This window comes from Treponema sp. R8-4-B8, from assembly GCF_054786175.1.
In genome coordinates this window covers 137,557-161,717 of sequence record NZ_BDHE01000484.1, presented here as the reverse complement: position 1 = coordinate 161,717, position 24,161 = coordinate 137,557, and the positions used below count along the sequence as shown (strand labels likewise).

Annotated in this window: 23 protein-coding genes; 11 read left to right on the top strand and 12 right to left on the bottom strand. The window is 43.5% G+C overall.

Annotation, left to right across the window (positions count from 1 at the left end; translation table 11 throughout):
* Positions 1-77 precede the first annotated feature (77 nt).
* Entirely contained in the window at positions 78-326 is a 249-nt protein-coding gene (locus tag ACYVRA_RS11870) for a hypothetical protein (protein WP_461252921.1), read from the top strand.
* On the top strand, positions 316-615 hold the full coding sequence (locus tag ACYVRA_RS11865) for a hypothetical protein (RefSeq protein WP_461252920.1): 300 nt from the start codon (positions 316-318) through the stop codon (positions 613-615). The genes ACYVRA_RS11870 and ACYVRA_RS11865 overlap by 11 nt, the downstream gene beginning before the upstream one ends.
* Before the next feature lie 67 nt (positions 616-682).
* Here the strand turns inward: ACYVRA_RS11865 and ACYVRA_RS11860 are convergent, their stop codons facing one another.
* The 5 genes from ACYVRA_RS11860 to ACYVRA_RS11840 all read right to left on the bottom strand — a co-directional run bounded on the left by ACYVRA_RS11860 (position 683) and on the right by ACYVRA_RS11840 (position 4,593).
* On the bottom strand, positions 683-1,426 hold the full coding sequence (locus ACYVRA_RS11860) for a response regulator transcription factor (protein ID WP_461252919.1): 744 nt from the start codon (positions 1,424-1,426) through the stop codon (positions 683-685).
* Positions 1,413-1,910, bottom strand: a complete 498-nt coding sequence (locus tag ACYVRA_RS11855) for a hypothetical protein (protein WP_461252918.1) — start codon at positions 1,908-1,910, stop codon at positions 1,413-1,415. The genes ACYVRA_RS11860 and ACYVRA_RS11855 overlap by 14 nt, the downstream gene beginning before the upstream one ends.
* Positions 1,900-2,334 (bottom strand): helix-turn-helix domain-containing protein, encoded by a 435-nt coding sequence (locus ACYVRA_RS11850; RefSeq protein WP_461252917.1) that lies wholly within the window; start codon positions 2,332-2,334, stop codon positions 1,900-1,902. Before ACYVRA_RS11850 ends, ACYVRA_RS11855 begins: the two co-directional genes overlap by 11 nt.
* A gap of 245 nt (positions 2,335-2,579) precedes the next feature.
* Positions 2,580-3,809 carry a tyrosine-type recombinase/integrase gene (locus ACYVRA_RS11845; RefSeq protein ID WP_461252916.1) on the bottom strand — a complete coding sequence of 410 codons (1,230 nt, stop codon included), beginning with the start codon at positions 3,807-3,809 and terminating at the stop codon, positions 2,580-2,582.
* A gap of 127 nt (positions 3,810-3,936) precedes the next feature.
* Complete coding sequence (locus ACYVRA_RS11840) at positions 3,937-4,593, bottom strand: leucine-rich repeat domain-containing protein (protein WP_461252915.1); 657 nt, start codon at positions 4,591-4,593, stop codon at positions 3,937-3,939.
* Between the two features lie 262 nt (positions 4,594-4,855).
* On the opposite strand from ACYVRA_RS11840, the gene ACYVRA_RS11835 reads away from it, so the two are divergent.
* On the top strand, positions 4,856-5,269 hold the full coding sequence (locus ACYVRA_RS11835; RefSeq protein ID WP_461252914.1) for a helix-turn-helix transcriptional regulator: 414 nt from the start codon (positions 4,856-4,858) through the stop codon (positions 5,267-5,269).
* A gap of 286 nt (positions 5,270-5,555) precedes the next feature.
* Here the strand turns inward: ACYVRA_RS11835 and ACYVRA_RS11830 are convergent, their stop codons facing one another.
* The 6 genes from ACYVRA_RS11830 to ACYVRA_RS11805 all read right to left on the bottom strand — a co-directional run bounded on the left by ACYVRA_RS11830 (position 5,556) and on the right by ACYVRA_RS11805 (position 16,373).
* On the bottom strand, positions 5,556-5,765 hold the full coding sequence (locus ACYVRA_RS11830; RefSeq protein ID WP_461252913.1) for a hypothetical protein: 210 nt from the start codon (positions 5,763-5,765) through the stop codon (positions 5,556-5,558).
* Positions 5,762-7,801 carry a VirD4-like conjugal transfer protein, CD1115 family gene (locus ACYVRA_RS11825; RefSeq protein WP_461252912.1) on the bottom strand — a complete coding sequence of 680 codons (2,040 nt, stop codon included), beginning with the start codon at positions 7,799-7,801 and terminating at the stop codon, positions 5,762-5,764. Before ACYVRA_RS11825 ends, ACYVRA_RS11830 begins: the two co-directional genes overlap by 4 nt.
* Before the next feature lie 334 nt (positions 7,802-8,135).
* Entirely contained in the window at positions 8,136-9,719 is a 1,584-nt protein-coding gene (locus ACYVRA_RS11820; protein ID WP_461252911.1) for an HD domain-containing phosphohydrolase, read from the bottom strand.
* 11 nt (positions 9,720-9,730) lie between these two features.
* The gene (locus tag ACYVRA_RS11815) at positions 9,731-10,858 is read right to left on the bottom strand and encodes a BMP family ABC transporter substrate-binding protein (protein WP_461252910.1); all 1,128 of its coding nucleotides are present in this window, start codon (positions 10,856-10,858) and stop codon (positions 9,731-9,733) included.
* Between the two features lie 777 nt (positions 10,859-11,635).
* Positions 11,636-11,899, bottom strand: a complete 264-nt coding sequence (locus ACYVRA_RS11810) for a type II toxin-antitoxin system prevent-host-death family antitoxin (protein ID WP_461252909.1) — start codon at positions 11,897-11,899, stop codon at positions 11,636-11,638.
* Positions 11,900-12,347: 448 nt separating this feature from the next.
* Positions 12,348-16,373 (bottom strand): GLUG motif-containing protein, encoded by a 4,026-nt coding sequence (locus ACYVRA_RS11805; RefSeq protein WP_461252908.1) that lies wholly within the window; start codon positions 16,371-16,373, stop codon positions 12,348-12,350.
* 174 nt (positions 16,374-16,547) lie between these two features.
* Here ACYVRA_RS11805 and ACYVRA_RS11800 point away from each other — a divergent pair, with 174 nt between their 5' ends.
* The 3 genes from ACYVRA_RS11800 to ACYVRA_RS11790 are packed head-to-tail and all read left to right on the top strand — an operon-like array spanning position 16,548 to position 17,796.
* Positions 16,548-16,967, top strand: a complete 420-nt coding sequence (locus tag ACYVRA_RS11800) for a hypothetical protein (RefSeq protein ID WP_461252907.1) — start codon at positions 16,548-16,550, stop codon at positions 16,965-16,967.
* Between the two features lie 54 nt (positions 16,968-17,021).
* Positions 17,022-17,252 carry a hypothetical protein gene (locus tag ACYVRA_RS11795; RefSeq protein ID WP_461252906.1) on the top strand — a complete coding sequence of 77 codons (231 nt, stop codon included), beginning with the start codon at positions 17,022-17,024 and terminating at the stop codon, positions 17,250-17,252.
* A complete protein-coding gene (locus ACYVRA_RS11790) occupies positions 17,227-17,796 on the top strand; it encodes a hypothetical protein (protein WP_461252905.1) in 570 nt (189 codons plus the stop codon). Before ACYVRA_RS11795 ends, ACYVRA_RS11790 begins: the two co-directional genes overlap by 26 nt.
* Before the next feature lie 757 nt (positions 17,797-18,553).
* Here ACYVRA_RS11790 and ACYVRA_RS11785 read toward each other — a convergent pair.
* Positions 18,554-19,942, bottom strand: coding sequence for an RNA ligase (locus ACYVRA_RS11785; protein ID WP_461252904.1), 1,389 nt, complete (start codon positions 19,940-19,942; stop codon positions 18,554-18,556).
* A gap of 114 nt (positions 19,943-20,056) precedes the next feature.
* Between ACYVRA_RS11785 and rsxC the strand changes: the two genes are divergently transcribed.
* From rsxC to ACYVRA_RS11760, 5 genes are read left to right on the top strand one after another with little or no spacing between them, the layout of a single operon-like run.
* Positions 20,057-21,412 carry an electron transport complex subunit RsxC gene (rsxC, locus tag ACYVRA_RS11780; protein ID WP_461252903.1) on the top strand — a complete coding sequence of 452 codons (1,356 nt, stop codon included), beginning with the start codon at positions 20,057-20,059 and terminating at the stop codon, positions 21,410-21,412.
* Complete coding sequence (locus ACYVRA_RS11775) at positions 21,412-22,353, top strand: RnfABCDGE type electron transport complex subunit D (protein WP_461252902.1); 942 nt, start codon at positions 21,412-21,414, stop codon at positions 22,351-22,353. The genes rsxC and ACYVRA_RS11775 overlap by 1 nt, the downstream gene beginning before the upstream one ends.
* On the top strand, positions 22,350-22,895 hold the full coding sequence (locus tag ACYVRA_RS11770; protein ID WP_461252901.1) for an FMN-binding protein: 546 nt from the start codon (positions 22,350-22,352) through the stop codon (positions 22,893-22,895). Before ACYVRA_RS11775 ends, ACYVRA_RS11770 begins: the two co-directional genes overlap by 4 nt.
* A complete protein-coding gene (gene rsxE / locus ACYVRA_RS11765; RefSeq protein ID WP_461252900.1) occupies positions 22,892-23,563 on the top strand; it encodes an electron transport complex subunit RsxE in 672 nt (223 codons plus the stop codon). The genes ACYVRA_RS11770 and rsxE overlap by 4 nt, the downstream gene beginning before the upstream one ends.
* Positions 23,563-24,159: an electron transport complex protein RnfA gene (locus tag ACYVRA_RS11760; RefSeq protein WP_461252899.1), complete on the top strand. Its 597-nt coding sequence runs from the start codon at positions 23,563-23,565 to the stop codon at positions 24,157-24,159. The genes rsxE and ACYVRA_RS11760 overlap by 1 nt, the downstream gene beginning before the upstream one ends.
* Positions 24,160-24,161 lie beyond the last annotated feature (2 nt).

Below are 24,161 nucleotides of genomic sequence, written 5' to 3'. Positions count from 1 at the left end.
GTTTCGGGTTTTTTGCCCCCCTTCATGCCCCCCGTGCCTAGCTATCGGGGGCTACTACAATTATAGGAGGTTGTACTATGTACAACGAAAAGAAGCGGTTTTATTCGCCGCAGTTTTCAGAAATGGCGTGCGTGACAGTCCGCCGCCTCGCTTGGGCGCTTAACGTGTCCATGCCAAAAGCCATTGACATCATCGTCAATGAATTATCTTCGGCTTTTTCATCATCGGTTGTTTGCCCGGAATGTAAGGACAAAACAAAATGCGCCGTATGCGGTTTTAACCAACAGCCGGCGGTAGAAAAGGAGGTAGTTATAAATGCGGCATAAAAACCGCCGCAGTTCCCCCGGCTCGCGCCGGGGGCGCGGTTCAATTCATTATCGGGCGTATGCGGAATTTAATCTTATTCACGGAAAGCCGCAGTTGGCAAGCACTTCAATTTTTACGACTAAATCGGCTTTAACGCCATTCCCGTTATTTGAAAATTCAGCGTTAAAACAATCACGCATATTCCCCACGTTAAAAATCGCCCATTCATACATCGCCTATCTTCATGGGGTTTACAAAGACAGCCCCGCAACTCTAGCCACAAAATTTAAAAAAACGGTTAAAATGTAAAAAAGTTGTTCGGAAACTTCAGTTTCCGAACAATTTTCTTTTAAAAAAAGCAGTTTTGTGGCTGAAATCAATCTGTATAAAATTTATCGCATTTCTTTTTCACCTCAGCCCATTTAGGGATCGGCAGACATTCTTTCTTCCCGTCATAAAACCTAATATCTTTAGGAGTCACCAATTCCATTTCCCAAGCAAGCGCGATCATTTCTTCACGGCTGTGGACATGAAAAGTTTTATATAAACTGTTCAGGTGGTTATAAACCGTGCTTTTTGCTATATCCAGCTCTTCCATTATTTGCTCAATGGTAAATCCGCTGCACAGCATGACAAGGCATTCCCTCTCCTTTTTAGTAACTTTGCTGTTAGCGTCAGGATATTCATCAAAATGATCTATAATTTCTTGAACCTTCGGGGAAATATACTGTCCGCCTTCCCGCACAATCCGCAAGCCACGGTAAAATTCATTATTATCTTCCCACATATCGAGATACGACTTCGCCCCTGACCAGATGAAACAAGGGGCATAACTCACGGGAAAGTCATGGTTTGAAACCACGGCTATATTCAACTTCGGAAACACTTCTAACAGCTTTTTGATCCTTTCAGCAGTACAGATATGATAAAACCAACTGTCAATAATAACAAGACTTGGGTTTTTATTGCAGATAACGGTATTTAAAGCGTTATTATCCTTGTCAGTAACGGTAACATTCTGAAAACCCAACGCCTCAAGCCACTTCTTTATCTCCGCATGATGTCCCACCGCCCTAGTAAGCACCAATACCCCTCCGCTCATTTCTTTATCCCCCGCCATTATTCAAATTACAAGGCGTAAAACAGCCCTGCCCGTCCTTGCCGTATGATTTCACCTTTTTTTCTTCTGTTTGCGTTTTCCCCTGAGCGGAATTGGGTTTTTCCCCCTCCGCTTCAAGACGGATTGACCTTAAAGAACGCATCCGCTCCGCTAATTTTTCCCTCTCCTCGCTTGTTTTCGCCTTAACGGTCGGATGCCCGCAAAGCCAGTTTTTTTCGGCGGTTTCCCGTTCCTCGTCCGTTGCGTCAGGGTCTATGCCGGACATCTTTTTCCCGATAACGCAACGCCGTTCAAGCATGGCAAGGGTAAAATATCCCGCTATAGCGGACACGCCCATTTTTGCGATTTTCCGCTGACGTTTAACCCATTCGGGAACGTCCTGCAAACGGCAGACAGGCTCATCGGCGAACCATGCCGACTGCGCCGCCCCTGCGTCCATTGGGCATATAGGCGCTGAACACTCTTCAAAGTATTTACATTTCATGTTTCACCGCCTCCGTTTTTTTGCCTTCCATCCAGTTTTCAATCTCGGAAGGCTTGAACCGCACCGCCCTTCTCAATTTGTGAAAAGGTATCTCCCCATTCGCCACATACCGGTATATGGTCTTAACCGACACTTGCAACGCCGCCGCCGCTTCATTCACTTTCCAATAAGTTTCCATACGCCCCCCGCATAAGTTAAAAATAAATCCTGCCGCTTCAAAGCGATACTGTTGTTTAGTGCAATTTTCAGTAAAAAATAAATTCTCAGCCGTCTTTTCCCCGTTATTCTTATTCGCTTCCCATACATAAAAAATACCCGCTGCATTTTCATAAAGATAGTTGGATTTAGTCCAACTTTTAACCTTATTTTCATAAGCCTTTATGCTTCCTCCGCATACAAATAAAAATAAGTTTTGGCAATTCAAAAAGATATAGGAGTTTCCTAGAATTTTTGGAAACGGCAATTTCAACCAGCCTTCCTCATTTATCATCGCTTAATAAAAATAAAGGTTTTAGCGTTATCAGTATTTAGGTAAAATTGGAAATCATACGCATGGTTTTATTTTCATAGAGCCAGACGCAAAAGTAATTGGGATAAACACGCAATTTTTATCAGGGCAAAAAAAATCCCCCGCCACCGTCAGCGAGGGATAAGGTTCAAGTAAATCGCTTAAGCCTGTTTCCGTTCCTCTGTCTGTGTATTTTGCACAGGAAAAGAAAAAATATTAGGCGGCATTTCCGCTGTTTGCGTTTTATCCTGAACTGGCTGTAACAACGCCTCTTGTATTTCTTTCGCCTTCACAAATTCCAGAGGGTCAAAATGCGTATATCTTTCCGTCATTCTTTCGCTTTTATGCGTGGTTATCGCCTGCGCTTGTTCCGTTGTCATACCGCCCTTTAGCATTTCCGTATTGAAAAAATGCCGCCAAGCGTGAATATGCAAATTCCGCTCTTTTATTTCCGCGCTGCTAATGCCGATGTTTACCAACGCCTTGCGCAGATACATTAAAACTGTTTTACGGCAAATGGGGCTGCCGCCGCCGTCCGTAGAGAATAAATATCCGTCCCCGCTTTTTTCTTTCAACAGTTTCAAATCGGCAATCAAAGAAGCGGGAAGCGGAATATTATGTTTGTCCTTTGTTTTAGTCAGCCTGTAGCCGTAATTGTCATGTTGCATACAAACGTAGATATGGTCATCAAAAAGGCAACTCCCTTTAAGACCTAAAATTTCCGACACCCTCATTCCAGACAACGCCGCCACTTTATTCACGGTACAGGTAATATGGCTGTTTTCCCACACTTTGCGCCAATCGCCCACAAATAATTTTTTGAATTCAAGAGGAGTGATAATTTTAATTTCGGCTCGGTCATTTATAAGCCGTTCCACTTTGGCGGTAGGGTCAACAGCGATTATCCCACGTTCCACAGCCTCAATCATCATAGTTTTGAAAGTTCCGTAATAGCCGTTAATGGTCGTGTTTTTATATTTTTGTTTTATAAGGCTGTCCAGAAAAGCCTCAATCACGGCGGGGGTAATGGCGTCCATTCTCATGTTTTTGAAATACGGCAAAATAACCTTATCCAAATTCCGCTTCATGTGGTCAGAATAACTTTGCGTCAGGTTCGCCCTTTTCCGTCTTTTTTTCAGGTACTCGCAATTTTCCCAATCCCACCAGTTCACGGAATATTCGCCGAAGGTAGGCACATCGTCTTTTTTCGGCAACAACGCCCCATCTTTCAAAAGCCTGTTTACCAGAACCCTAGCCGCCGTCTTATTGGTCTGCCCCGTAGACCTGCCCCGCGTCCGCTTGCCGTTTTCATCATAAGCGTAGAAATAAACAACCCGCTTACCCGAAGAAGTAACCCTAAAATACAAGGTAAAATCATTATGAATCTTCATAACTACCTCTTTTTTGGGAATATGATGTCTTTTGTGATTACACCGAATTCCCATAATTTATAGCGTAAAAATCAGCAACGCTAATTCCTTATGGGATAAGCATTTACGGAAACGGTCTATTTTGTAATTAGGTAAAACGTGCAGTTTTCCTTATGTCCGGTATTGTTATACTGGTAAGGTTGGTACATGTATCGAAAGCGCCCAATTCAATACTAGTAACGCCGCTTCCTATTTTTAAGCTAGTAAGACTGGTACAACTTTCAAAAGCTTTCTTTCCAATGCTGGTAACGCTGTCCGGTAAGGTTACGCTAGTAAGGCTATTGCATTTGCCAAAAGCGCTTTCCCCAATGCTAGTAACGCCGCTTCCTATGGTTGCGCTAGTGAGGCCGGTGTCATAAAAAGCCATTTTCTCAATGCTGGTAATGCTTTTGGGTATGATTATGCCGGTAAGGTTGGTACAACCTTTAAAAGCATTGGCTGGAATACTGGTTAATGGGCTGCCGGAAAGATCAAGACTCATATATTTGTTTGCTGAATTTATGGCTTCCTTTACTTTCCCGAACATCTGGTCATTAATTTTCATAGCAACTTTTATCGGTTTACTCGAACTATTTGCAGGCCGACTGTCAAGGTATGCCTTCAGCGCATCGGCGCTGTTGATGCTTTTTCCTCCGCCTCCAGTACAGGCCACCATTGAGAAGACGAATACCACTGCAAGTAATATTACGGTTAGCAATTTACGCAGTACGATAGATGCTCTTTTCGTCAATTTTTTGTTTGTCATCTTTTACTCCTTGTTTATAGTCCTCAGACTTTGAATATAAAAAGCCGATTTATCTGGCGTTTTTCCAAAATAGAAAAGATAAAAAATGAAATGTTAATTGTTTTTTCATAATTTTTTTCTTCCCACATTTTTAATTGCTTGCCCTCATAAGCCTAAAAATCAATGTGTTTTTTTACAAAACCTCTTACGGTATTATTAGCATTATAACCCAATATTACCAACTTGTCAATAAAAAAAATGAAAATAATCTATCTTTAGTGGCATGAAAAACAAATATGAAGAAATCAGGCGTATTTTGGCGCAAAATATCAAATCAAGAAGGGAATTTCTAGGGTTAACTCAAGAAAAGCTTGCCGAAGCCGCCGAATTATCCGTTCAGACGATTAACACCATCGAAGGTTGCAGGATGTGGATAAGCGATAAATCAATAACAAGGCTTGCTAAAGCCCTTGATATGGATGTTTTTCAACTGTTCGTACCATACCATTTAAATAAAAACGAATTAAATACCTCCTCTGCCGCTGTTTTGCTTGAACTTAGGCAAAAAGCAAAAACCGCGGTTGATAACTTGAACCAACAGCTAGACTCTTCTTTTAATGAAGCCCTTAAATACCCAGCCAAAAAGCAGACCGAAAGAGATAGAAGCGTAAAAGTAAAACAATTTCGAGTCAGGTAGCCGTTATCTGTGATGACGGCGGCTATTGATTCCCCCAAAAAAGGACACGCTCAAGTTACCTTCGACACTCTTTCAGGTATTAACTTAAAAGAAATTACTTGACAATATGAACTGTATGGCATATTGTTAATATGTGGGCGTATGGGAAATAATAACATGAGAAGTAAAAAAGAAAAAATGCTAGAAAAGAGGTTCTTTTAAAAGTCTAACATTTGCCTGCTTTCCACTCCCATCATTCCATATCGGGATTCACCCATGACTTTTCGCCTTCAAGACTTTCACCCGCTCATTTCAATTCCATATTGGGATTACTACCCCAATTTGAAAAAATCAGTTTCGCGGCCTCTTTTTCAGCGGTTTTTCTTTCAAGAATCCAGTAGGTTTCAATTTCATTCTCCTTCATTACGTGCCAATACCCCTCATGCAATGTTTTGTCTTTATTTTCATGCCATTGGACGCATATTCCGTGTTTAATAAACTCATTCCCGTTTTTCACATAGAAGTTAGTTTTTTCATATTCCCTCTCCAGTTTAACGGTAGCAATATTCCGTCCACTTTTTCTTTTGTAATAAACCAATTTTCTTCCTTGCATTTATTGATGACAGGAGTGTACGTGCCAGACCTCCTGCCGCGCTCATAAGTATCCATGAATTTCCTGTACAGTTTTGACTCCAGATTATAATTAATTCCCGCCGCTTTTTTCGCTTTCGCGTGACGCGGACACAGAGTCGTGTACCATCCATTAATTTCTACCGTTTCCCCCCGCGTTCCGCACATTTCGCATACGTGACCACTTTCTTTTTCGGCTGTTGAAATCATGCCTTCTATGTAATCGGGGCAATTTCTGACATCTAAATTGAGAGTGCCGTATTTTTCCTTTATGTTGTAAATCCGTATTTCATCGCCTTTATTATTTTTATTATACAGATTGATTTCTTCAAAGATCGGCGCAAGAAGGCCGTGCCATCCGCTCCCGACGCTTGCTCCGTACCTGTCAAGAGTCATTTCTAAAACGGAATTTGTCTTTACCTCTTCATTATCAGCTTCCTCAATCTCGTTATCCTCTGGCAATTCGCTGATAAATATCGGTTCGCTATTTTCATTGGCCATCATACAGCAACATTTTTCAAAATCAAAAACCGCTGTCGCTTTACTGTCAGTTTCAGGATATGGAACATCCCGCTCTTCCGCCGCCATGTTTGGATATTTATCAATATCCATTAAATGGGTGATAAACGGATTAAAACGTTTATGCAGAATAAACGCCTCGCCTTTTTCTTTGTCCAACGTCTGCAACATCGACATGGACACCAAAGGTTCCTCAATGCTTTTCATCCCCGACAGCTTCACTATCTCATCCAAAAGCTCCCATTCCCTGCTGTGCAAAAATATCCAGTTCTCACAATTGGCTTTAATCGTTTCCGCGTCACATCCGTATCTTTTTTTAAGCTGGTTTTGGTTTTGAATAATCAGGTTAAAACGAATGTTCCTGCTTCTTGAAGCGGTTATCATTGATGGAAAATCAGTAATCGTTGGCAGGTTGGAAAATTCGTCTAAAAGAAAATTAACGCGTATTGGAAGCCTGTTTTTAGGATGTTTTGCGGCCTCGTTAAGAAGTTCCGAATAACACTGTTTTACAAATACGCTGATCAGCGCGTTGTACAGAGTATTCTCATCAGGCACTATTAAAAATACGGCGGTTTTTGTTTTGCCAATCTCGCTTATCACAAAGTCGTTACCTGAAAGCATGTCAATTAGGTTGTCCTGACAGAAAAATGGGCGCATGGCTTGATCAAATTCTGAAATAACACAACTGCGGGTATGGTCATTCAGTTCCGCAGACCCCGATAAAAGTGAACAAAGGAATGTCGAATTATCCAGACGCGATAAAAAATATTCTTGAATATATGTTAATTCTTCCTTAGTATTTTTAAATGCCTCTTTCCTTAATGTCCGTAAACTTCTAAAATGTATTTCGTTTTCATCCGCATACTCGAACAAAAGCAAAATCAGCCCCGCAAGCACGTCAGCCGCGCTGTTTTCCCAGTACGTTTCTTTTGCCATTCCTGACTTGGCGATACAGCCCGCCATATCAATAACAGACTCAGTTGCTTTGTCTTTTTGACCATTGCGGTATTGCAAGTATGGGATTTTTAACGGATTCCACGCGTTGCTTCGCAGGGTTTCTCGCAAATTAAACAGAAATATCTTGTAATCGCGCTCTTTCAGTGATTGATATGTTTTTTGGTATAATTCGGCTTTAGGATCGGTCGTTATAAACGATTCTCCCGCCATCGCGTACACTTGAAGTGACGGCATGCCGATCAAGCGGGTTTTTTTAGAACCTGTCGAGCCTATTATCAGCGAATGAATGTCCTCATGTTCAACATAGACCGCTTCCTCATCGGCGTATAACGGTATGCCGCCGTATTTCGGATTGGGTTCATCTTTGGCTATCCTGTAAAGGGATTCTTTGAGCGCGGTTTCTGATTCCCATCGGGAATACTGCGAATGTTCATTAGATAAATACATAAGTCCTCCGTAATCATTTTTCTCCTTAAAGTTAAAAAGGAGCGGCAAGAAACGGAAAACTTCAAAACTTTACTTAATATATCACAACTTAACTATGTTTTTGTTCTTGTCCAATACCCGCAAGGGTACACATGATACTATATATATAACGCAAAAAATAATAAATGTCCAGCTTTTTTACTTGTTTTTATTCCGAGAGTTTTTACCACGGAGTACGCGGAGTTACACAGAAGAAGAGAATATTTTTGTACCAAAACTCCGTGTTCTCCGTGGTTATTTTCTTACTTATTGGACAGCCCCGTAACTACGAATCCTCCGCTCTACCCGGCTTATGTCACACCATAACTCTTTTAAACTTGTCAGCAACTGCCAGAAAAACATCTATAAGGCAGGGGTCAAATTGTTTTCCCTTACTGTCTGCTATTATTTTAACGGCTTCTTCGTGAGTAAACGCCTTTTTATATGATCTTACGGAAACAAGCGCGTCGTATACGTCGGCAATCGTCATGATGCGTCCCAATAAAGGAATTTCATCTTCCTTTAACCCTTTTGGGTAACCTGTGCCGTCCCATTTTTCATGGTGGCTGACGGCGAGAATTTTAGCGTATTTTAAAAATTCATTTTCTTTCGTCATGCTCTCTATTTTTGTTATTATTTGCTCTCCGAATGTCGTGTGCTTTTTCATTTCGTTAAATTCTTCGTCACTGAGCTTGCCGGGTTTTTTTAAGATTTTGTCTTCTATGGAAATTTTGCCAATGTCGTGCAATTGGCTGGATTGGATTATCAGGTCTATGTCCCAGTCTTTTGTTATTTCCTTATAAACGCCGTTTCTGCGAATTTCGTCTAACAGTATTTTTATCCCCCGCTGCGTTCTGTCTATGTGGCCGCCTGTTACGTCATCTCTGCAATCTACCAGTTCCGCCATTGTTTTTAACAGCGCGCGTTCAAGACTGAGGGATTTTTCTACGGCGCGGCCTTTCGCCACAGCTAAACGCAGCAGTATCGCGCCCAGCGACAGGGCGAGAACCAGCCCTAACACGATGAGTATGCGGGCGGAACTATAAAGATCGTAGTAAAACCGCGAGAGAGGGGTTGTGATCCCAATATACCAGTTGTTAAAAATACGTTTAAAAAAAACAATCGCGGAACTGCCGTTTGAATTTTTTATTCTGACGGCTGACATTTCTTTTCCTGAACGCAGTTTTCTGGCTATGTCAAGATAATCGCCGCCTAAATCCCGCAACTGGCGGCCTATGAACGCTGTGTCAGGATAGGTCATAAAAGTCAAGTTTTGGCTGAGTAACATTCCATATCCGCCTGACGCGAGTGAAAGCGAATCCACATATTTTACCAGCCAATCAATTTTAATGATTAAAACGATAATTCCCGCCATATCGCCATTTTTTAAGTCGATATTCCGAACGGCGGACATAACGGTATTTCCGTTTCGCAAATCTCTGTATGGTACGGTAAAGGCGACTGATTTGCCGCTTCGTATCCCTATCTGATACCAGGGGCGCGTCTGCGGAATAAAATCAGAGGCGACCCTGAGTCCGGCGCTGTCGTAAAATTCCCCGTTTATATACGCGAAAATACCATCGTAAATCATCAGCCCCTGATCGCGTTTGCGAAGCCATTCGTTTGTGAGGCTAAGGTAATCAATTATCTCCTGCCGTTCGGCGTTCTGTTCTATCATATTTTGTATGATGTAATAGGAATTGAGGAGGGTTGTTTCGGCTTCCGAAAGTCCGGCTCTCACGTTTGATTCCGCGGAAAACAGAATTCCGTTTGCCTCGCTTGACAGGCGGTTCTGCAATATGCGTCCGATAAATAGAAATGATGTGATTGCCATGAGCGCAAACGCGGCGAACACAAATAGCAACTGTAGGTAATTGTTACGCGATACTAAACGCGGCATGGTAAATAATTTCATTCTGCCACCGTGCGGTAATACCAGTTCATTCCGTTACGGATTTCATCCTCGGTCAGGTTTCCGCCTTCCCTGCCGATACTTTTGCCGTCGTTGGTTTCCATCACTCCGCTGAACACGTCAAACTCGCCGTCTTCAATGCGCCGCCGCTCTTCGTCAATTATTCGCTCTGTTTCCGCGTTCAGGGTGATATTTTTATTAAGGGGGGTGATGTCTACTACCCTATCTTTCAGCGAACCGTACCAAGGGACTGTGTTAAACGTGCCGTCTATTACGCTTTGCACAAGGAAGGTATAATACGCGCTCCAGCGCCATATTACCGAAGTGATGACCGCATTGGGGGCGTCGGCGCTCATATCGGTACTGTAGCCTATTCCCCATACTCCGGCTCTTTCGGCTTCTATCATTGGCGTGGGCGTATCCGTGTGCTGAGCGATGACATCACAGCCCGCTAAGATTAGGGCGCGGCTTGCAAACGCCTCTCCCATTGGATCAAACCAGCTATAGGTAACTTTGACGTAAATTCGCGCTTTTGGATTTACCTTTTCTACTCCGAGCGCGAAGGCGTTTATGCCTCCGGTTACGTCGCTATTATCTTTTCCCCACGCGGTTACAAAACCGATTTTGTTTGTTTTTGTTTTCATGCCCGCGGCAAGGCCTGAGAGGTAACGCGCCTGATAAATTTTACCATAGTAATTGGTAAGGTTTGTGTCATTGTATTTGTCCCCTATGACGGCGAATATGACGGACGGAAAATCCCGCGCGAGTTTATCGCAGGTGTCCATATAACCCCAGCTTGGTGAAAAAATAATGTTGGCTCCTTGCGCGATGAGTTCGCGGTAGGCGTTTTCAATGCTTATTAAATCAACGTCGTCTATGTTGGTTTTGTAGAGTATCTGGCTGTCCGTCAAACCAAGGTTTTTTTTCATTTCCTCTATGCCTGTCTGATGAGAGTAGGCGTAACCGGAACTTTCAGAAAAAGGGTCGGTTATGTGGACTACTCCTATTTTTACATTTTCTTTTGCAAGAGGCATTCCGGGTTTCCAGTTTTCTTTTTTACAAGAGAAGGGGAGCAAAAGAAAAATGAGCAAAATAATCCCCTTTGTTATAAATTGTTTGAGAATCATAACTACTCCTCCTTATGATGTTTTATAACAAATTGGTTATCTTACTAATTTACTTTATATTATAATAATATTCAATGGGGTGGGTACAATGCGTATTTAATACACGATGTATGCCTAAAGAATTTATTTAGTACAGTCAGGGCAGGCTGCCGGTGGCAAAAACTCTGGAGGATACCGCCTACGGAGCCTTCCCTGACCACTTAAATGCAAAATTACGATAAATTTATAAATACTTAATTCCTTTATTACTTTTTTCTTAATGTATAAAAACTATTCCTTTATCGCATTTAAGTGGTCAGGGACGTTTGTTCTCTGAATTTTCTTTGTTTTATTCCCAAGTCTCCTACGGCGGAGAATTCCAGAAGATGTTTTTGCCACCGGCAGCCTGCCCTGACTGTACTCAAGGATTTTATTCGGCATACATCTTCTAGGGCTAATAGGAACATCACAGTCTGGAGTTTTGCCAAATACGAAAAACAATAAAAAGCATAGAGCTTTACCAAAGGAAAAAATTCCAATAGAAACAGGAGCTTTTTCTTTGGCAAAACTCCTTAGCAATTCGGCGTAGCCGAATTGCCCTGTACTCAAGGAATTTATTCGGCATACATCTTCTAGCGGTAATAGGGGTTTTACTACTTTGTGATCTTTGTCTCTTAGTGATCTTTGAGGCGAAAGCGACGAATTGTTTCATTCAAGTTAATTTCTTCTTACGAATAGGGTGACAGTCACCTTTTTATTTTTTCAATATCCTCATCTATTATCTTTGAAAATGCTAAATTATACGCTGGCATATTTTTTAATTTTTTTCATTATTTTTTCTTCTGGAACTGTTTCTCCATTTTTTATTTGGCTTAAACCTAAAAGAATTTTTTGATATAATTCAAGTCTGCCATTCATTTCTTCATACGCTTCAATACCCATTACAGCCAAATCTCCTTGACCGTTTTTTGTAATATATATAGGTTCTCTATAATTATGGCAAAATTCCGATATTTCGCTATAATTATTCCGTAAATCAGCGCTTTTCCGTATTGCCGGCATCAATTTACCTCCAAAATTATTTTTATTAATATATCATTATATTGATATTTTGTCAACTTAATAAATAAGGCGAAATTTCATCGCCTGACACCGAGCGTACCCCTAGTACAATGTAACAACTAAAAGTTTACAAAAAGACCTCTCGCAGAGGCGCAGAGGCGCAAAGGTTGTTGTTCGTAGGATCGTCGTTTTTCCTTCAAGATTTGTAGTTAAAATTATATATATTGATCAATAATGAGGCATCGAACAGGAACTTCGCGTCCTTTGCGCCTTTGCGAGAGAAAATTTGGGAACAATGCTTTGTAAAGTTTTAGATGTTACTGACTACTAGTAGTTAGTGAATAGTAGTTAGTATTGTTGTTCGCAAGCCACGCCTGATAACATCACGCTTAGCTTGCAAACCTCGCTATCTACCTACTATATACTACATACTATCCACTAACTTCCCCTACCTCTGTCCCCCCATCTCTTTGCCGTCTTTTGTCTTGAGAATGGGATGGCGCATGCCGACCGTGGTGGAGAAAATCCAGTCGTCGTCGGAGAAACCCAGACCTTTCCAGAAAGTCGGTTTGCGGAAATCGCCTTCGTATTTGTTGTCGCCGTCTTTTGTGGCGGCTCCCCCCGCAGACGGGGTAACAGTCGTAGTATTCCATGCCGCGTTATTATTTGTGCGGCTTAAGAGCGTCATATCACTGTTAGCGTAGTTGTTAGTTGAAGAAGTACCATTTTTATTACCATAGACCCGCCCTATTGCGGTACCGGAAGATGTAATAGTGACGCTTGTACCCAAAGCAACATTATTTTGAGAAGTACCATTTAAAGTACCAAAAAGCCCCCCTGCCGCACCATCAACTTGAGCAGTTACTGCGCCCGCAGAAAAGTTATTTTTATAATTACCGCCTGCTGCAAACCCAATTAAGCCTCCGGCAGACATGTAGCTGCCATTTGAATCTATAAACACATTCCCCAGAGAGTAACAACCTTCAACTACCGAACTACCAGTATGACCTGCCAACCCCCCCGCTATTCCGTCTTCACCTTCAGATATGCATACCAAGCTCACATTTCCCGAAGCGTAACAGTATTTTATAGTGCTAACATCTGCCCGAGCTGCAAAACCGCTTGCATATGTTCCGCTTTTAGTAACATAGACATTTACATCATTTTTTGAATAACAATAAGAAATATTGGAATTTAAAATATAACCGACAAAACCTCCTGTATATAATTGTGCAAACAATGATGATTGATCTGCATTTACATTTATCTGGTTTTCAGAATAACAATTATTTATTTTTGATTGACAAAACTGGCCTACGAAACCTCCAATTACTTCCGGTGCGGTACCTTTTCTTATTATTATATTAATTGTTCTGGCAAAAGCGGAACAATTGTTTATCTCGGCGGCAAGCGGGGTCTCAATTAACAATTCTGCAAATTTTACATCATATGATAGAATCGCTTCTGAAAATCCAATTATCCCAAAGGCGCCGCCCATATTGAGATTTCCTGATATTAAATCTACAGTAATGTCCCCCTGCCTGTAAAGGGAATCATTTATTACAGCATCGAAAACAAAGCCCGCAATCCCGCCTATGATAAGACCTTCATCATAGATCATGAACTCATAAGTACCAAAAAAGACATTGGCAGTAATGTTGATATTTCCTACAACTGTTACATTATCAACGTTTACCATTAAGCCTTCATTTATTCCGTCACCCGTAATAACTCCCGCTATACCGCCCATGTAAATGGAGCTTCCTTTTGTTTCTACTGTACTTGCGTTGAGGTGTTCCACCTTAAGATCAAGTCCGCCGTAGGCGTTTTTTATGCTTGCCGAATCTCTCATTCTTCCCGCGAAGCCCCCAACTTCCATATCGTCGTCAGAGGTTACATTAACTGAAACATCGCCCAAAACCAGCGTGTTTTCCAATCTTGCATTACCCGACATAACGGCGGCTATCCCGCCGAAACGGGTCTTGCCGGAACGGGTTATGCTTCCCGAATACTGCACGGTTAAATCGCGGACAACGGCGGTCTCGCCGGACACGGCACCGAACAAGCCCATGTTCTCGGCGGCGGTTAAGCCGCTAATGTTAACGGTATGCCCGTTACCGTAAAACTTGCCGGTAAATGTTCCCGTCGGCGTCCAAGCGCCCAAGTCGGCGTTTTCAGTAAGGACATAAGTTCTTGAATCCGCCGCCAATGCCGACGTGAAATTTGAGTCCGTCAATTCAACCGCCGGCTCGGTCTGGCTCACGCTCATGCCCGGTATGTTCCAGACCGACAGCGTTACAGGCGCCGCGCTTCCGGCGGCGTTATACGCTATTATTTTGATGACGTATTTTTGGACGTTGCTTACCGCCTGTCCGCTTCTCACGCCGTCAGCGTTAATCTGCGTACAAACGATATCTCTTGTCTTTGCGCCCGTTCCCGATTCCGCCGATTGTTCTATCTCGTTGATGTAAACGCGCGCCCCCGTCATGTTGTTTTCAGCATTTGGATTTGTCGTCCATTTCAGCTTTATCCCTTTTCCTGTCGGGTCTACAACCGCACTCAATCCCGAGGCGGAAACGGGCGCTCCGGCTATCGTTTTAATCGTCCCGCCCGAAGCTCTGCCAGACACGTTCCCCATCGTGTCGCGGAATAATACGTAAACCGTATAAGAAACCCCCTGCGTCAAACCTGAAAAGCCCCCGGTGTATTGATTTGTCTGAACGTCGAGCCAGCCCGAGTCCACAGTGTAGGTATCACCCGAAACATTGTTGACGCATACGCGCCATTGGAGCTTGGCCCATTCGTCCATCGTCCAGGGTTTGTTATACGCGCCCGAATACGGTATGCCGTCGCCCGCGTTGTCGGAAAGCCTGTCAATGCTGTTAAGCGCAAAGGTCATGTCCGACGCGGCGTTAAAGGTGTAAACGTCATCATTCAACACGCCGCCCGTTATCTCCGCTCCGAGGCTTGTCATCGATCCGCCGGGGGCTTCCGTATCCATTACCGCCGTTATAAAATGCAAAAGGTTCACCGCCTCGTTATAATCCTGCTCCATTATGTTGTTGGCGCCGTCCGCGTCTTCATACCACGGCCGTATTACCAGACGGATAATTCCAGGGACTGCGGTTTCCAGTTTATGGGTTATGTAATAATAACCGCCGTCGGGGGTAAGGTCCCGGTATGTTTTGGGCGTGGCGGTTCCGCTAGCGGACAGGCCGTTTAAACTATAGGCAACCTGTTCGGAAACGATAAAACGGTTTGGAAGCGTCGTTACCCCTTCGGGGTTGGTTACTGTAAACCTGATGTAAACGGTGTCGTATTGGGCGTTTTTCCAATTAAAGCGGCGGTCTATGTCAGGGTCGTTCCACCGTTCCCCGTCCTGAAACCATGCCGTGTCATGTTCGCCGCCCGTTTCACTTCGCCGCGCCTGTATGTTAAACGCCTCGTAAACTTTCTGCGCCTCGCTTGAATTGGTAAGATACGTTATGGTCTGAACTGCGGGCATCGTTATTCCGTTCAGGTTTTGCACGCCCGGCCCTATTTCCACGCCGATGTTGAGCAACTTCAGATCATAACCGAAATAACCGTCCGTGTTTTTTACGGAAAGATACATGACATCCGCCTGCGGGAACGAGACTGTGAAGTATTGCGAAATGTCGCCGTTGTCGATGTTTACCCCATCCGAAAATTTTTCAAAAGGATTACCGTTATCCAGCCCGGAAGCGTAGACGGCGCTCACCTTAACCGTATCGCCCATGACCACGCTGCTTTGTTTTACCGCCATGTTAAAATAGACGGAGACTGTCTGGTCGAAGGGGAAGGATGTTATCGCCGGTATAAGCGGCGGGTTGGAGCGGACAACTTGAGGTCGGTTGTCGCAGAACGGGATAAGCGTAACTGGCGCGTTGACGCGGATGGTAACGCCGCCCGGATACGCGCCGGTATTGGTAACTTCCCCGTCAGTTATTTCAACGCCATTTCCGTTCAAGGATTCGGCAAGCGCCTGTTCGTACCCCATAGCGATTATTTCTTGTTGGTTATATTCACTGCTCTTAAACGCCAGCCACCCCCGGAAGCCGTATCCCGAATTGGGGGTAAATTCCACGTTGAAAAGGTAGCCCAGCCTTGTATCGCCGCATTTGCCGTCCCCAAACTGCGGGCTGTTGCCCCACCCCGAAGGAACGGCCACGGTTACTGTCAATCTCGCCGCGTTAGCCCAATCAACCTCGTCACTGATTACTTGAAAAAGGTCAACCTTTGGTCCAGTGAACAAATTGCATGACGAAAGAAGAATGAAAAAAGAAAAAAGAAGAAATGGAAGAGTAAGAAGAAGCGGACGATGGGCTGGGTGCGGTAAGCAATTAGCAATGAACAATGTTTTTGTTTGTGAGCTTTGTCTTGGCAGGCCGCCGCGCTTGCTAACTTCGCTTATTGATAATTGTTCATTTCTGATTAATAATTGGTAATTTTTCATTTTATTGCTCCTGATATGGCTGGGGGTACGTCGATTGATTTATATGAAGAAACGTTATAAAAAGACTTTTTTCCGAAAAAAGCGAGAAAATTGCGGTGAAATGGAGGTTAGAGTACAAAGAATTAAGAAGCTACTGGATGCCGGCAATGGATAGCGTAGGGCAGGGCGGCGATTTTGAAGGGTAAAGCGCGAGAAAGCGGTTCCAACAAATATATTTACATCTACACCGACGGCGGCCTTGAAAAATGGGCGTATGTGGTTGTTAAAGATAACAAAATAATTTTTGAAGAGACCGGTTTTTTCGGGATTTCCGCTTCCACCACCAACGACGACACCGAATCCGAAGGAATTTTCCGCGCCGTTCAGTACGCGAAAGATCATCCGGGTAACTATATTTTAGTTACCGATTCTCAGGCGATTATGGCGAAGGTAAACGGAAACATGGTAAACGTTACCCGAAACCCGAACATCAACGGGATTCGCGCGATACTGAAAGAATTTAAGGAATCGCAATCTCCTGTCAGTTTTTCCATTAAATGGGAGAAGAGGCTTTCGAATGAATTTATGAAGAGGGCGGATTTTCTTTGTTCTTGATAGTGGGTAGTTGTTATATGGATTTTCTGTTATACTTAAATCAAGGAGATTTATATGTCGCAAACCATGACCCTTGATGAGAAATTAGCTATTGGCTGTAAAGCCGCGGAATTATGGAAAGCCGGAGATATGGAAGGCTATGATCGTCTTATAAAGAAAATCCCTTTACCCCCTTACATTGCTAAAATAATGAAAGAGAAAGTCGGTATGGAATTTTTTACGAGATACAACTGGAATTTATCGGAAGTAGAGGCTGAATTTGGACCTGATTACATTAGCAAATAATATCGCAAATGCCGCAATGCAAATTGACGCAGGCCGCAAAGGTTTTGCCACCAGAGGAAAAGAACAAGAAGGGAGGATAAACTATGAAATTGGCATTGCAAATGCTATGTCTTCTTTTCAAGAAGCCTCAAACCAAAGGTTGGCAACAACTGCCGATCCACAAACCATCTTACTAGCCGAATACACATTTATATCTCAGGAACTCCAATTTTGTGAAAAGTCAGACAAAGACAGCATAAGCAGTTTAACTAAAGCAATTCGATTTTTTGATGACGCTTTCCTTGCCCTTAAAACTGTAGAGGATAAAACTCAATATCAAAATGTTGAAAATTGCATTCCCCACGATAAAGATTACCGTGTAAAAGGTTTCCCGAAGGACTCTTTTCACATCGCCTTTCATTCCCACAAGGCAAGGCTGCGGAACATACTCAAAACCCCAGGGCTAGACTCAATAGAAAAAGCCCTGTTAAAACAACGGCTTGTAAATCTATCCGCAGGACAGGAAGGGTATGTGGAGAAGCAGAGGAAAGCCCTTGCTAGTTAAATGAAAAATGAAGAATGAAGAATGAAGAATGAAAAAAGTAAGAGTATATTCTGTTAGATCGTCGTCTCACTGTAATCCGCTTTTCTTCTACACGATGTATGCCCAAAGAATTCAATAGTAAAAAAAATTAACATTCTATATAAAAGCCGGGCATACGCAAAGCCCTTCCGGTGATTAGTGGCGTGACATTTATCTACGCACGCTTTGGCGTGGCTTGGTAGGCGATCCACGCCAAGATCACCGGCAGGGCTTTGCGTATGCCCGGCTTTTACTTAGCGAGGAATTTTTTCAATATTTTTGGTTTGGGCATACATTCTGACCACTAAAACACATGAAAAAAGTATCATAGAAAAAGCCCTGTTTATATGTTTTAGTGGTCAGACGGTAATAGGCATTTAGGCTGATAGTGGGGCATTGCGTATTCAGGATATTACCTAAAGGATGGTTTTTTTACTCTTTATTTTAGGAAAATACCCCCAATTTCCTACCTAGTTGCCTCAAATAGAAATGTTACCGAAAAGCCTCTTGACAGACTTCCCAAAAATGATAAAATACTCTTAATGAAACAAAAAATGGCTATTAATACTCAAATTCCGACACAAAAACCGTTACTTACTGCCCTAATTCAAAAATTTTTCAAAGTGCAGACAATGAAAGTGAGGGGTTTTAATGGCGATTAAATACATTTCTAAAAAGTGTTACATACCTCGCTTTGGTCCGGGCGCACTGCCTCACCTAAAGGTTCGGCGCGTTTATTCTAAATGGGGATTCTATTTAGCGCCACGCTGTGCCGTATTGTCCATCCACACGCCTTCGGCGTGCATGCTTGAGCGCCGCGGCGCGGACGACGAGCTGAAGCTCGCCTCAGTTTGTTCGTCGTGGGAGAGCTGTTCGGCGCCGGGGCGATTGGGGTTTGTTCATCTACACGCCTTGCCGGCATCCAGTAGCTTCTTAATTCTTTGTACTCTATCTTTTTAAAATCATGCTCAATATCCCCGTTTTCCTTGACCGTTTCAAAAAGAAAACTGGAAAACGGCTTGTATTTTCCCATGACAATTAGCGCATAACGCTTTTTCGCCTCTTTGGGGTCGCCGGGAAAGTCATTTTTGCAGGTTTGATAAAAATCTTTCGCTTTCTCGCAGAGCGAGTTTACTTTATGCCTGAAATCTACCCATTCCGCGATAATTTCATCGGTACGCTTTTTAATTTCAGGCCACGCGGCAAGAGCGTCGTCAATCCATTCTTCCTTGATCGCCGTAAACAGTTTTTCATCGGAAAAATGATCTTCCCCTTTTAGGGAAGAAAGACCGCGGTAATGTTCGGATTTTATTTTTATTCTGTTAAAATTCCCGTCCTGTACCACGACGCCTTCGCGGTCGTTAGTGATAATGGCTTTACAGTGCTCAATTATCTCGTCTATGTTTTTTAACGGATAAATTTTTGGAGTGTCAAAAGTAAGAGCGAAATTTTTTACCGCCCATTCGGGAGTATGTTCCGTACCCTGAGGATCGCGGCAGCCAAGAAGAGTCAGTTTTGTCTCACGGTAGGGAACAATTATTTTGTTATAGGGGGATGTCAGCTCAAACATAAAAGTCCACAACTGCGGCAGACGTTTTATTTCTTCTTCATGGCCGCGCAAGGCGTAATCGCGTAACGAAGCGAAAGTATGCGGCGGCGGGAGGTTTTCATCGTTTTCAACCGGATAAAACTCAGGCACTTCCGTGTCAATTTCAAAACTGCCGTTGGTTGTCCACAAATCATAATTCTGAGTGAACCCTTCGCGCTCAGTAACTTTTATCAGCTTGATGAGGGAACCGTCAAGTTTTTCGCGCACATACAAACCGTTTATCCAGTCGATAGGGTCGGCGCCCGCCTCTCCGTAATTGGCAAATTTAAAAAACGGCATAAGCAGGGGGCGGACAGTACCGTCATCGCGAATATCGTAGACAGAGCCGCGGCAGCAGCGGACAATCGGATTGGTAAAGTCCGACTCGAACTGGCTGTATTTGAACATGTAAAGATTAGGGCAAGCCGCATGCTGTTTGGTTTTTATAGCGAATGGCGGCTTTGCCAATTCATCCTGAAAATTAGCGATATTCTTTTTTATAAAGTTGGTTAAATAATCCCAACTGTCATATTGTCCCATTTGTTCTTCCTTTATTAGAATAGCTATTTTATTTTAATTCAGTCAATAATGCCGGTTTCCCCACTTTAATAAATTTTAAAAAAATGTTATCCTACTCACTATTAAGGAGACACTATGAAAAAGCTGGGCGGCGTATGGACGCCCCACCATAAAAACACGGCAGACGACGCGCCGCAGGTTATGCCTGTACCGGCGGAAGTCAAGCTGCCAATGTCCATGCACTCGGGTACGCCGGCAAAACCCGTTGTCGCCGTGGGAGACTATGTAAAAGTTGGGCAGGTTATCGGCGAAGCTGTCGGTTTTGTTTCATCGCCGGTTCATGCGAGCGTCTCAGGAACCGTAAAAAGCATCGACAGTCTTGACGTTATTACGGGCGAGAAAGCCGTATCAATTACAATCACTTCGGACGGAAAGCAGGATATTTGGGAAGGCGTCGCGCCGCCTAAGGTAACTAACCTTGCCGAGTTTCTGGAAGCAGTTAGAAACAGCGGCGTAGTCGGCCTTGGGGGCGCCGGTTATCCTACAGCGCCAAAGTTTACGTTAAAAGAAAGCGTTAAGCTTGATTATATACTGGTGAACGGCGCGGAGTGCGAGCCGTATATCACTTCCGATACAAGGACAATGGTAGACGATACCGATTTGCTCTGGGAAGGCGTTCTGCTTATGAAGGAATACCTTAAACCTAAAAATATTATTATTTGCATCGAAAAAAACAAGCCTGAACCGATAAAAAAAATTAAAGCTCTATGCGAGGGCAAGGAGGGAATATCGGTGAGGGTATTGCCCACTCTATACCCTCAAGGTGAAAGAAAAGTGCTGGTTTATAATGTTACAGGGAGAATTGTTCCGGAAGGCGGACGGCTTCCCGACGTAGGGTGCATCGTTGTAAATTGCACGACCGTCGCGGTATTTACAAGGTACATAAAAACGGGAATCCCCCTTGTTTCAAGATGCGTAACCGTTGACGGGTCGGCGGTAAAAAAACCATGCAATATTACCGCTCCTATCGGCTCTCCCGTCCGCGATTTGCTTGCTTTTTGCGATGAACAACTTACCGATGAAAAACATAAACTTATTACTGACGGAAAATTAAATGATGATGTAAAAAAAATAACTTTAGGCGGACCGATGATGGGGCTCGCGATTCCCGACATTAATATTCCAATTGTAAAAATCACAAACGCGATTCTTGCCTTTTCCGCGAAAGACGCGTCGCCTCCAGAACCTACGCCGTGTATTAAGTGCGGACGATGCCTCGCAAGATGTCCCATGAGCCTTATGCCTCCCAATATTGAGAACGCCTATGAGCTTAAAAAACCTGAACTGCTTAAAAAATTTAAGGTAAATATGTGCGCCGAGTGCGCCTGCTGCGCTTATACCTGCCCGGCAAAAAGGCCTCTTGTTCAGGTAATGATTCTTGCCAAGGATATGCTTTACAATTATGAAAAAGCTAAAAAGGAGGCAAAATAATGGAACCTGTCAATTTGATTGTTTCGCCCGCGCCTCATATAAATTATAAAGCGACGACAAACCGGATAATGCTTGACGTTATTATCGCGCTTCTTCCCGCGTTTGTATTTTCGGTATTTATATTTGGCCCCCGCGCCGCTCTTATAACCGGAGTCTGCATAATATCCTGCGTCTTTTTTGAATGGGCTTTTGAAAAACTTTTAAAAAGAAAAAACACGATAAACGATTTATCGGCGGTAGTAACCGGAACATTGCTTGCCTACAATTTGCCCGTAACAATTCCCGTTTGGCAGGCAATCTTTGGAAGTTTTATCGCGATTGTTCTTGTCAAGCAGCTTTACGGCGGGCTTGGAAAAAATTTCGCGAACCCGGCGATAACTGGGCGCGTCGTAATGTTCCTAGCGTTTCCCGTAACGATGACGACATGGATAGCGCCTTTCGCGTGGAAGACTACGTCTGACATTGTTACCGGCGCCACTCCCCTTGTGCTTCTTTTAAAAGGCCAAACCGACGGCCTTAACACGTTGGATTTATTCTTGGGATTCCACGGCGGCTCTTTTGGTGAAGTAAGCGAAGCGGCGCTTTTGCTTGGCGGTTTATATCTTTTAATCCGCGGAGTTATCACATGGCACGCGCCCGTATCATTCATCGCGGTTGTATTCGCGCTTACGGCGTTAGCCGGCTCTAATCCCGTCTATCAAATTTTTTCAGGCGGTTTATTTTTAGGCGCGATATTCATGGCTACGGATTATGTCACTACCCCACAGACAAATTTAGGACGCGTAATTTTTGGCGCGGGTTGCGGCATACTAACCGTATTAATCCGTCTTTTCGGAAGTTATCCCGAAGGGGTGTCTTATTCAATACTTATAATGAACACTCTTGTTCCGTTTATTAACAAGATCACTTATAAAAAAGCGCTTGGAGGTTTAAAGGCATGAACAAAAATTTAATTCAACCAATAATTATTCTTGCGCTTATTTGCCTTTTTGTATCGGGCGCTTTGTCTATTGTAAACAGCAAAACAAGCCCCGTTATTCAAAAAGCCGCGGATGAGCGCGCGGCGGCGGCAAGGCAGGAAGTAATCCCGCAGGCAAGCGGATTTGAGTTATTAGATATTGACAATTTGCGCGGCAAAAACGGCATACCTTCAACAATTACGGAAATTTACAAAACTACAAACGGAATAGGTTATATTTTTATGATAACCTCCCAAGGATACGGCGGCGATATAAAACTTATTTGCGGCATCGATCCTCAGGGAATAATTATAAAAACTTCAGCGCTTAATTATCAGACTGAAACAAAAGGAATCGCGACTCCCGTTTTTGAAGATCAGCATGAAAGCCAGTATATCGGCAAGGATAAAAACCTGAACGGCGTTAACGCCATCTCGGGCGCGACAATTTCGTCTACCGCTTATAAAAAAGGCATTCGCGACGCGTTCACCGCATTTGATATTATAATGAGGGAAAAATTATGAATAACAGACTCTCTGTCCTGACAAACGGAATAATAAAAGAAAACCCCGTTCTTGTGCTTATACTCGGAATATGCCCCACGCTCGCCGTCTCCACTCTGGCGGAAAACGCCATTGGAATGGGGCTTGCGACCACTTTTGTCCTTCTTGGCTCAAATGTCGCCGTTTCCGTTTTAAGAAAAGCGATTCCCGATAAAGTGCGTATACCGTGTTACATCGTCTTTATCGCCGGGTTTACGACGATTGTAAAAATGGTTGTCGAAGCCTACGCTTATAACCTTTATGAGGCGTTAGGGATTTTTCTTCCGCTTATCACGGTAAACTGCATTGTCCTGGGAAGGGCTGAAATGTTCGCGAATAAAAACAGCGTCTTAGATTCAACCCTTGACGCGATAGGCATGGGAGCGGGCTTTACTCTCGCGTTATTCGCCATGGCGTCAATACGCGAAATATTCGGAAACGGGACATGGTACGGCATTGAACTGCCCGTGCTTGTCAACAACAACATCGCCGCCTTTTCAATCGCGCCCGGCGGATTTGTCGTATTCGGGCTTTTAATAGCTTTTGTCAATAAAATTTCAAACGGAAAGGCAATTAAAAAAGGCGATTTTAGCTGCGACAGCTGCCCACAGGCGGCGGCTTGCGGCAAATTGCTTACAGGGAGTAAATAATGGACTTTAGAATTTTTGTCACGATACTGATGAGCGCGGTTCTTGTAAACAACTATGTTCTGCGCCAATTTTTGGGGATATGCCCGTTTCTTGGAGTTTCAAAAGAACTGAAAAACGCCATCGGCATGAGCGTCGCGGTAATATTTGTCATGCTCCTCGCGACAGCGGTCACATGGCCGATACAAAAACATCTTCTCGATAAAAACGATCTTAGCTATCTGCAAACCATCGTGTTTATACTGGTTATCGCCTCCCTTGTGCAGCTTGTGGAAATCACTCTAAAGAAATTCGTTCCTTCCTTACACAAGGCGCTTGGAGTTTACCTTCCCCTAATCACGACAAACTGCGCCGTATTGGGAGTAACTATTTTAAATATCAACAAGGGGTACACATATACCGAGTCTCTCGTAAACGCGCTTGGCACAGGGCTTGGCTTCTTCCTTGGCATGGTCATTTTCTCCGGTATTCGGGAATATACTGAAAACACTGATCCTCCCGAATCTTTTAAAGGGCTTCCTCTTACGCTTATATCCGCGGCGATACTTTCTTTTTCGTTTTTCGGATTTAACGGCGTAATAGAAAATTTATTCAAGTGACA